The organism is Methanobrevibacter sp., from assembly GCF_045126245.1.
Taxonomy (GTDB): Archaea; Methanobacteriota; Methanobacteria; order Methanobacteriales; family Methanobacteriaceae; genus Methanocatella.
Genome location: NZ_JBGVOG010000046.1, coordinates 1 through 7,385, shown reverse-complemented (window position 1 = coordinate 7,385; position 7,385 = coordinate 1). Strand labels below are relative to the sequence as shown.

Sequence of the window (7,385 nt, the reverse complement as noted above, 5' to 3'; positions counted from 1 at the left end):
GAAAAATTAGCTTTAAAGAATCTGGATATAACCAAAGAGCAGATTGTTCAAACAGGAAATTTCGTCGGCTTCATGTTTGAAGAGGCTGAAAAAAGAGGAATTAAGAAATTCACTTACTTTGGCCATATGGGTAAGTTAATTAAGGTTGCCGGCGGAATATTCGACACAAAACATGCCGTTGCTGATGGAAGGCGTGAAATAATGGTCACTCATGCGGCATTATGTGGTGTGGATAGGCAGCATCTACAGGAATTGTTCGATTCAAAGACAACTGATGACATGATGTCAATATTGGACGAATTAGACGTGTCTGTTGAAGTTTCAAACAGCATTGCCAAAGCTATTCATGATAGATGTAAACAGCGCTTTGATTTGGATTTAAATGTTATTTTGGTGGACATGGAAGGAAATTATTTAAACAATAATCATATGTTTTAAAAAAGAGTTCATTTTTATTGATTGATGAATCTTTTTCAATAATCTATCTTAATGTTTAAATATATTATTAAATAAAATATTTATTACAATTACATTTTATGGGGTTTGAGTTTGAAAATTGGTTTCAATGAGAAAGATTTAAACGATTTTCAAGAGGAAATCAAGTTTTTAATTAATTCTGAAATTCGTTTAAAGATTTTAGGATGTTTATATAACTCTTCTGCATCAATCAAAGAGATTGAAGAGAAAACTAATTACGGTTATAGTTCAATTTTAGATAACGTTAATAAGCTTGAGCAGCGGAAGATTATTTATAGTGTAAACGATAGGTTTTATTTGTTCAACAAAACAAAACTCAAACTAATCCATATGATTAATTTTGATAAGTCCGCTCGCATTTTAAGTGAAAACGTTAATTTCTTAAATGATTCCTTATTAGACATTTACGTTGATACAACTAAGGATTTATCTCCGCTTGAAGGTGCAAAATTAGTGGAGTCCAATAATATAGATTTATTTAAGGCTACTGAAATTTTTCAACGTTCTTTAATGGGATTTAAGTTTTTAAAAGGAATATTTCCTTATTTTCACCCAAGACATGATGATATTATTAGTTATTGGATTGATAATGAATGTACCGTTGAGCTGATACTTCCAGATGAAGTTTCAGAGGCAGTAAAGGATTTTATTAAGGAGTATGTCCCTAAAAGTAAAGGGATTAAAAATAAGTATGTCCGATTAATACCAAACGACATTCATGTTAAATTTGCTTTTACGGTATCCGATAAATGCCTGGTTTTGGCTTTTTTTCATAAATCCGGTGAATTCAATCAAAATGCGGTCATTGCATCCACTAGTAAAGACGCTATTCAATGGGGTTTAAAACTGTTTGACGAGTATCAGAAATTGTGCGGGGATTATGTTTCTTTGGAAAATATAATTTATCCTAAGAATAAGGGGGTATAATTATTAAATCTGAATTTTTCGATAGTCAAAGGGACTTGGAAGATTTTAATATATTGAAATTTTTAATGACTTCTGAAATAAGGTTAAAACTATTATTTAGTTTATATGAATCTTCAAAATCAATTAAAGAATTGGAATCAGAATTTAATAAAAAATCAGGTAATATATCTCGGGGATTAAATGAATTGAAAGAGTGCAAATTGATTACAAGATTATCCAATAAGCAGTTTGTAATTACTTCAGCCGGTTTTTTGGTTGCTCAGAATTTAGAAAATTTACTTGTCAATTTTAAAAATATTGATAATAATGGTAGCTTTTGGGAAAACCATTCAATCAAGTCTATTTCAAATAAATTTTTAAAAGAACTCTCATTTTTCAATGATTCTATTGTCGTCAAATCAACCATTACTGAATTCGCAAGACCCATAAATATATATTTGAAAAATATTAAGTTATCTAATGATATTTGTATGATTTTGCCGGTTTATTCCAAAATATTTATGGATGCCATTTATGATTCAATCATTTTGCATGATGGTCATTTGGATTTGATTACTACAAAAAACATCTTGGATTTAATAGTTAAATCCGATTCAGACAGATATTTTAAATCTTTGGTAAGAGATAAGAAAATAGATTATTATATTGTTGATGATCTTGCCAATATTTTCTTTACATCTACAAATACATTCACTTCATTATACTTATTTTTCGATGATGTAGTATTTGACAGTTCAGAAATGCTCTTTAGCAATGATGATGTTGTGTTAAGGGATGCTAGAAGTTTCTATGAATCATATAAGAATCATTTTATTGATTAATGTATATTTTTTTTAATCTTAAAATTTTCATCATCAATTTCATTTTTTATCATGAACATGTTTTTTTATCATGAACATATTTTTTAAATTATTTTTTTAGATTTTGAAATTCATTTTAATTTTTTTCCCCATACGATATGAAAAATACTTTCATTCGAAAAAAAATATTTGATTTAATTTTTTGAAATTATTTTCCGAAATAAATTTTTAATTGAAAAATCATTTTTAACTTGTAAAAATATTAAGTAATACTTATTTATTCTTTAATTTGAAAAATTTCTATTGAAAAATAGTTAATTTTATATAGTGCTAAAAATATAGAATTATTCACAGAAATATTTATTTAAACTTATTGTATGAAGAAATAGTTTATTTATATGCCAAATTTCTAAAAAATAATTGTTTAAAGGTTTTTTTCCTTTAATCATTTGATAGGTTTTTTAAATATTTTTAATAAAATGAGGTGAAAAAATGGCAACTTTTAAAGGATTTGCAATGAAAAGACTCAATGAAATCGGTTGGGTAGAAAAAGAAGTACCAGAATGTGGACCATATGACGCAATTATTAAACCAACTTGTGTATCTCCATGTACTTCAGATATTCACACTGTATGGGAAGGTGCAATCGGTGACAGAAAAGACATGGTTTTAGGTCACGAAGCTGTTGGTGAAGTTGTAGAAGTAGGTAGCCACGTAACCAAATTTAAACCTGGTGACAGAGTAATCGTACCAGCAATCACTCCTGACTGGGATGACGAAGCAGCTCAAAGAGGTTTCCCATCTCAAACAACCGAACCTCTCGGTGGTTGGAAATTCTCCAACTTCAAAGACGGTGTATTCGGAGAAAGATTCCACGTAAACATGGCAGACGCAAACTTAACATTCATCCCTGAAGGTTTATCCGATGAAGGTGCAGTAATGTTAACCGATATGTGGTCCACTGGTATGATGGGATCCGAAAACGCTGACATTCCATTAGGTGGATCAGTACTTGTTATCGGTATCGGTGCAGTAGGTCTTTCAGCTATTGCAGGTGCAAAATGTTTAGGTGCAGGAAGATTATTCGCAGCAGGTACCCGTCCAATTTCTGTTGAAGTTGCTAAAAAATACGGTGCAACAGACATAATTAACTACAGAGAAGGAGCAATCGACGAACAAGTCAGAGACTTGACTGACGGTGCAGGTGTAGACTCTGTAGTTATTGCTGGTGGTAACTTAGAAAACACATGGGCAGAAGCTATTAAATCAGCAAAAGCAGGTGGTACAGTATCCAACGTAAACTACTTAAGTGGTGCTGACAACGTATTAATTCCTCGTGTAGAATGGGGTTGCGGTATGTCCAACATCAACATTAAAAACGGATTATGTCCTGGTGGTGCTGTCAGAATGGAAAGACTTGCTGACTTAGCATTATGCGGCAGACAAGACCCTGAATTATTAGTTACCCACAAATTCAAAGGACTTGAAAAAATCGAAGATGCATTACTCTTGATGAAAGAAAAACCAAAAGACTTAATTAAACCTGTTGTAATGTTAGATCTTGACTAGTTCAAATCTGTTTTCTCAATTGGAAAAACTAAAGTAATGGAATTTTTTCCATTACTTTTTTTTTAAAAGTTTTTTAATAATCAGTCGAAATTTAATTTTAACATGTGGAGGATAACATGAAAGTTGCAGTAATTGGCGGAACCGGACCTCAAGGATTAGGTATCGCAAAAAGATTTGCTATTGAAGGCGTTGAGGTTATTGTAGGCTCCCGTAAAGAAGAAAAGGCTTTAACAATTGTTGAAGAAACAATAGAAGAACTCAAAGATTATGATTTAAATATTGTTGGTATGGCTAATGAAGATGCGGCAAAAGAAGGTGACATCCTAATTCTCACAGTACCTTTGGCAGCTCAAAAACCTACTCTTGAAGGCATTAAGGAATTCTGTAATGATAAAATTGTTTTAGATGCTACTGTACCATTAGAAACAGCTATTGGCGGTAAACCATTCCGTTTCATTGATTTAATGGAAGGTTCAGCAGCTGAAAGAACTGACAAAATCCTTGCCGGAACCGGTGCAAAGGTAATCTGTGCATTTTGTAATATCAGTAATTCTCATTTGGCCAATATCCCTAATGATATAGATTGTGATTGTCTAATTGCAGGTAATGACAACGAAGCAAAAGAAATTGCTACCGAACTCATTAATAAACTTCCAGGAGTTCAAGCTATTGACTGCGGAATTTTAGAAAAATCCCGTATCATTGAAAAAATTACTCCTCTCTTAATTGGGTTAAACATCAAATACAGATCCCATTATGGTGGTCTAAGAATTACAGGAATACCTCAATTTGAAATGAAGTAAAATTTTTTCATAAGATAAGTTAAATTTTTAGAAAGAATATTTCTAATTTTTTAACTTATATGTTTTTTTAAATAAAAAGGTGATTCTATGATATTTGTTTTAGCAAAAGCAATTCCTAAAGATGAGGATGCTGCAAATAAGATTGTCGAATTTGCACAAGACTTAATTGAAAATTCAAGAAAAGAAGATGGAAATGTAGATTATAATCTATATTGCCATACTGGAGATAGCTCTTTATTATTTGTTGAACAATGGGAATCCAAAGAAATTTTGGATGCACATTTGCAAACCGAACATTTCCTTAACTTTGGAGGAAATATTGCAGATTTAGTTGCACAAGATTTAATTATAAATGTTTATGAAGCGGATTCTATTGAACTTTAGATAGATTTCTCTAAATACTTGATGTTTTCATTTAAAATTTATTTAATTTTTTTCTTTTTTTATTTTAGTAATAATCTTATTTTCACATGTTATCATTGGGGATTATTTTTGTGATTTTTCAAAAACTTTCTAGATAATTTATTCCATTTATTTTTTGGGTAATTATTTAAATAATAATTTTAATAAATTAATTATAATTAATAGGGGTTTATTTTTATGAAAATAGCTATGGTTGGTCAGTTCCCGCCTCATTTTGGAGGGGTGGGTGTTCATATTCACACATTATCGAAAGAGCTTGTCAAGCAGGGTCATGAAGTTTATGTGATTACGTATCCCCATAAGGAAATTAAAGATATTGATGGAATTCACGTTATCGGGACAAAAGGTCTCAGTATTCCAGGTATTAGAGGTTTAATGTTCAAATTTAATGCTAAAAGGGCATTGAAAGAGCTTATCCAAAAAGAAGACATTGATATTATCCATGGGCATTACCTCTTTCCTGCCGGTGATGTTGCAGTGGAAGTTGGAAATAAGCATAACATAAAGACATATGTAACCGCACATGGTTCTGACATGTTTGAATTATATAAAAAGCAACCTTTCATGAGGTCACCTATTAAAAAAGTATTGAAAAATGCTGACGGTGTTTTTGCAGTAAGCAACGCATTGAAACATGAGATTATTGCAACAGGAGTCCGGGGAATTGCGAATAAAACAAAATTGTCCTGGAATTCTGTTGATATTGATAAATTTTCCAATAAAGAAAATGACTCATTTAAACAGGAATATAAACTCTTTGACAAACCGATTGTTCTTTTTGTAGGCAATTTGATTAAAAGAAAAAATGTCGATTCGCTCCTGGAAGCTAAAAAAATAGCAAACAGTGATTATTATCTTGTGATTGTTGGAGATGGTCCTCTATTTAAAAAACTTAAAAAGAAAGCTGAGGAAGAGGATATCCGTGATGTGATTTTCACCGGCTCAAGAAACGATGTTGAAGATATTATTCCAAGCTGTGATATTTTAATATTGCCTTCATTTTCAGAAAGCTTCGGATTGGTTTTGATAGAAGCGTTAGCCTGCGGGAAACCTGTAATCGGTAGTGATGTTGGTGGAATTAGTGAAATCATAAACGATGATGTTGGTTTGCTTGTAAATCCGAATAAAATATCATCTATTGCTGATGCTATTGATAATTTAGTAAACGATGATGATTTAAGATATGTATTATCTTTAAATGCAAGAAACAGGGCTCTTGATTTTTCCAAAGTGGATATTCCATATGATGAGGTTAAATAATGAAAAAAATTGTGAGATCACCGGGTTCCGCAACTATAATTAATGCAATAGCAACGGGCTTCGGTTCTGCATTCGGAATTGGATTGGATATTGTCTGTGAGGCTAAAACTTCCAGCAATTCAATCAAATGCAGTAATGATGTTGGAGCGGATAATTCTTTAATGGAATTGTGTGTTAAAAAAGTATTTGATTATTATAATGTCAGTGAAGATGAATTCGGGATTGATTTAAAAACAAATTCTTCCCTTCCAATGGCATCTGGACTTTCAAGCAGCAGTGCGTCGTCTAATGCTATTGTGAAAGTGACTTCTTCGATTGTTTCACAAGAATTTGATTTAAAACCTCTCGATGATTTGGAGATTATTAATATGGCTATTGACGCTTCGCTGGATGCTGGCGTTACAATTACCGGCTCATTTGATGATGCAACTGCTTCTTATTTTGGAGGGGTTGTCGTAACAGACAATAAAAATAGAGAGTTTATTATAAAGGAAAAAATGCAGGATTATCCAATTTTAATTTATATGCCTAATTTTTATTCAAAATCCGGAGATTCCAATCCCGAAAGAATGAAGTTGCTGGCACCATTGGTTGAAACTGCTTTTGAGTTTGCAAAACAAAAAGATTATTTCAAGGCTCTTAATTTGAACGGTTTAATTTATGCAGCAACTTTGGGTTTTGATTCGACAATTGCCGTTGATGCTCTTCAAGCGGGGGCAATCGCTTCAGGTTTGTCAGGTACTGGTTCTTCCTTTGTAGCTGTTGTAAGTGACGATTCCATTGATGATGTAGAACAGGCTTGGGCCAAATATGAAGGTAGGGTCATTAGAACAAAAGTGGATAATGATGGATGCATATTAAAATGAGTGCCTGTTATTCAATTAATTGTTTTTAAAGTAATTAATCATATAGTTTATATACTAGTATTATTATAAATTATATTATTATCATTATTATCAAGAATGGTGATTTTTTTGAGTGAGGATTATAAAATTAAATCTTTCAATAGCATTGAGGAAGCTGAAAATCTTCTAAAAGAATCCAGAAATCGCATTGATGAAATTGATAATGAATTATTTGATTTAATTTCTCAGAGGACCTCTATTGCAAAGGATGTTGTTCTTGC

At 31.7% G+C, this 7,385-nt stretch carries 8 protein-coding genes; all 8 read left to right on the top strand.

The genetic code is table 11. From position 1 onward, the window contains the following. A partial coding sequence (locus tag ACJMLZ_RS03695; protein WP_405304010.1) for a cobalt-precorrin-5B (C(1))-methyltransferase occupies positions 1–438 on the top strand: 438 nt, incomplete at its 5' end. A 111-nt stretch (positions 439–549) separates the two neighbouring features. Beyond that, on the top strand, positions 550–1,404 hold the full coding sequence (locus ACJMLZ_RS03690; RefSeq protein WP_405304009.1) for a helix-turn-helix transcriptional regulator: 855 nt from the start codon (positions 550–552) through the stop codon (positions 1,402–1,404). Between the two features lie 65 nt (positions 1,405–1,469). Next, positions 1,470–2,225: a helix-turn-helix transcriptional regulator gene (locus ACJMLZ_RS03685; protein WP_405304008.1), complete on the top strand. Its 756-nt coding sequence runs from the start codon at positions 1,470–1,472 to the stop codon at positions 2,223–2,225. Between the two features lie 471 nt (positions 2,226–2,696). Then, on the top strand, positions 2,697–3,773 hold the full coding sequence (locus ACJMLZ_RS03680) for an NAD(P)-dependent alcohol dehydrogenase (protein WP_405304007.1): 1,077 nt from the start codon (positions 2,697–2,699) through the stop codon (positions 3,771–3,773). Positions 3,774–3,889: 116 nt separating this feature from the next. Further along, the gene (npdG, locus tag ACJMLZ_RS03675; protein WP_292820883.1) at positions 3,890–4,576 is read left to right on the top strand and encodes an NADPH-dependent F420 reductase; all 687 of its coding nucleotides are present in this window, start codon (positions 3,890–3,892) and stop codon (positions 4,574–4,576) included. 87 nt (positions 4,577–4,663) lie between these two features. Then, positions 4,664–4,960, top strand: coding sequence for a putative quinol monooxygenase (locus tag ACJMLZ_RS03670; RefSeq protein ID WP_292820881.1), 297 nt, complete (start codon positions 4,664–4,666; stop codon positions 4,958–4,960). A gap of 216 nt (positions 4,961–5,176) precedes the next feature. Then, complete coding sequence (locus tag ACJMLZ_RS03665) at positions 5,177–6,259, top strand: glycosyltransferase family 4 protein (RefSeq protein WP_405304006.1); 1,083 nt, start codon at positions 5,177–5,179, stop codon at positions 6,257–6,259. Beyond that, positions 6,259–7,125, top strand: a complete 867-nt coding sequence (locus ACJMLZ_RS03660) for a shikimate kinase (RefSeq protein WP_405304005.1) — start codon at positions 6,259–6,261, stop codon at positions 7,123–7,125. Before ACJMLZ_RS03665 ends, ACJMLZ_RS03660 begins: the two co-directional genes overlap by 1 nt. Positions 7,126–7,385: the final 260 nt, after the last annotated feature.

Bases quoted from the DNA above. Each gene is read 5' to 3' on its own strand.
- ACJMLZ_RS03660 (WP_405304005.1), top strand. From the start codon at position 6,259: ATGAAAAAAATTGTGAGATCACCGGGTTCCGCAACTATAATTAATGCA.
- ACJMLZ_RS03685 (WP_405304008.1), top strand. From the start codon at position 1,470: ATGACTTCTGAAATAAGGTTAAAACTATTATTTAGTTTATATGAATCT.
- npdG (WP_292820883.1), top strand. From the start codon at position 3,890: ATGAAAGTTGCAGTAATTGGCGGAACCGGACCTCAAGGATTAGGTATC.
- ACJMLZ_RS03670 (WP_292820881.1), top strand. From the start codon at position 4,664: ATGATATTTGTTTTAGCAAAAGCAATTCCTAAAGATGAGGATGCTGCA.
- ACJMLZ_RS03680 (WP_405304007.1), top strand. From the start codon at position 2,697: ATGGCAACTTTTAAAGGATTTGCAATGAAAAGACTCAATGAAATCGGT.
- ACJMLZ_RS03665 (WP_405304006.1), top strand. From the start codon at position 5,177: ATGAAAATAGCTATGGTTGGTCAGTTCCCGCCTCATTTTGGAGGGGTG.